Annotated in this window: 2 protein-coding genes and 1 pseudogene; all 3 read right to left on the bottom strand. The window is 57.4% G+C overall.

Features of this window, described 5'->3' with window-relative positions:
* Positions 1-178 (bottom strand): annotated as a pseudogene (locus Q3A80_RS31810) (RHS repeat-associated core domain-containing protein); the annotation flags it as partial.
* Positions 179-317: 139 nt separating this feature from the next.
* Positions 318-713 (bottom strand): immunity 50 family protein, encoded by a 396-nt coding sequence (locus Q3A80_RS31805; RefSeq protein WP_446332734.1) that lies wholly within the window; start codon positions 711-713, stop codon positions 318-320.
* A partial coding sequence (locus Q3A80_RS31800) for an RHS repeat-associated core domain-containing protein (RefSeq protein WP_446332733.1) occupies positions 710-1,459 on the bottom strand: 750 nt, incomplete at its 5' end. The genes Q3A80_RS31805 and Q3A80_RS31800, both read right to left, overlap by 4 nt.

Below are 1,459 nucleotides of genomic sequence, written 5' to 3'. Positions count from 1 at the left end.
TGTCACCATCCCATCCGAACACCGTCCGCTCGCCGTTCACCTCCTTCGCAATTCGGCGCCCGAACGCGTCGTAGAAATACCGCGCCTGACTCTGCCGCGACGTCTCCGCAACCCGCGCGCGCAGCAAGCGATCGAATTCGTCCCACTCGTATTCCTGCTCACCCGCAGGCGTGCGCTTGGGCGATTGGCGCCTGAAGCTGAACGCCTCCTGAACCCGTCGTACTGACCAACGTCCCATTTTGAGAACGGCTGGCAAGAGCAACGAGCCAGCCCAAGTGGGTCGATCCAGCGCACCGGGTGGCGCGTACTGGAAAAAGTTAGGCGCTACCTAGATGGCCGTATGTGATTCCCTCTACGCGAACCCAGTCGTAGTTCAACGAAATCGACGCGCCTTCCTTGCAATTGATCGCTATCGCAGCAACATTATCGGCGACGGTCGATACAAACGCTGCAACAATGTTATCGAACCCCCACCCTCCGATGGAGAGGCCGGAAACACCGATAAATGACAAGCTCAGATAGACGACGTCATAGTCTTTCGGCCATCGGTTCGGCTGCGAAACAGGCTTCTGAGTGGTCATGATTCTCATCGACAGTCGAGGTTCGTCCCGCTTGAGTTGAACCTCAATGATCTCGGCACCATCAAGCGGTGCTTCGCTCCCATAAAGCGCCGTAAGGGCTTGTGGATTCATGATCCGCTGTATCAGGTTCATTTCTTGTTCCGGCAGTCGAAGTAATAGTGATCATCCATTCCTTGGATCTTTCCTGTGCGGGTGTTTTCTTCGGGGCGCACGTTGTGGTGCGACGGTTGATCGCCGATCCCCCCTTCTCCGAATACGTGGCCTGCGGAATGGTCTTGGATGACCACATTTTTACCACCGACCTGATAGGTCAATTCCCGCGTCATGACGGGCTTGTTGTTGTCGCCAAGAAGCCAATTTCCGCTGGAATCCGTCAACGGGACCATTTTCTGGCTGATGGGCTGCTGAGACAAGGGGATGCCGAGCTGCCGACGAATGTCTCTCAGACTTGACCGACGAGATTTACCACACGGATCGCAAGGGCACCGAGCAAGGCCGAGCGGATCGATCCACCGTGTTGGGTTGTCAGCATATAGATACGCATTAATCCCGCCAGCCAGTCCAATTGGGTCTTTGCTGATGAAACGGCCGCTGCCCGGATCGCAATATCGATACCGGTTATAAGCGAGCCCACTCTCATCATCGACCTGCTGCCCCTGAAACCGCAACGGATTCCTCGCCACAATCCCCGCCGCTTTCGACGCCCGCGCAATCACCTCCCGCGCTTCGCCCCACGCCTTATACGATGCCTCCCATACGACGTCGCCGTCGCCATCGGTCAGCAACTGCGGCGTACCGATCTGGTCACAGTGGTAATAAAACACCGCCGCCTCAACCCGCCGCTCCGGCACCTTCTGCAGCGGGTCCTCCTCGGGCAC

The organism is Burkholderia sp. SR8 (assembly GCF_052851275.1).
Note: the sequence above shows the minus strand (reverse complement) of the source record. Positions and strands in the feature narration are given on the sequence as shown.

Coding starts and splice junctions, on each gene's coding strand:
- Q3A80_RS31805 (WP_446332734.1), bottom strand. CDS start 713: ATGAACCTGATACAGCGGATCATGAATCCACAAGCCCTTACGGCGCTT.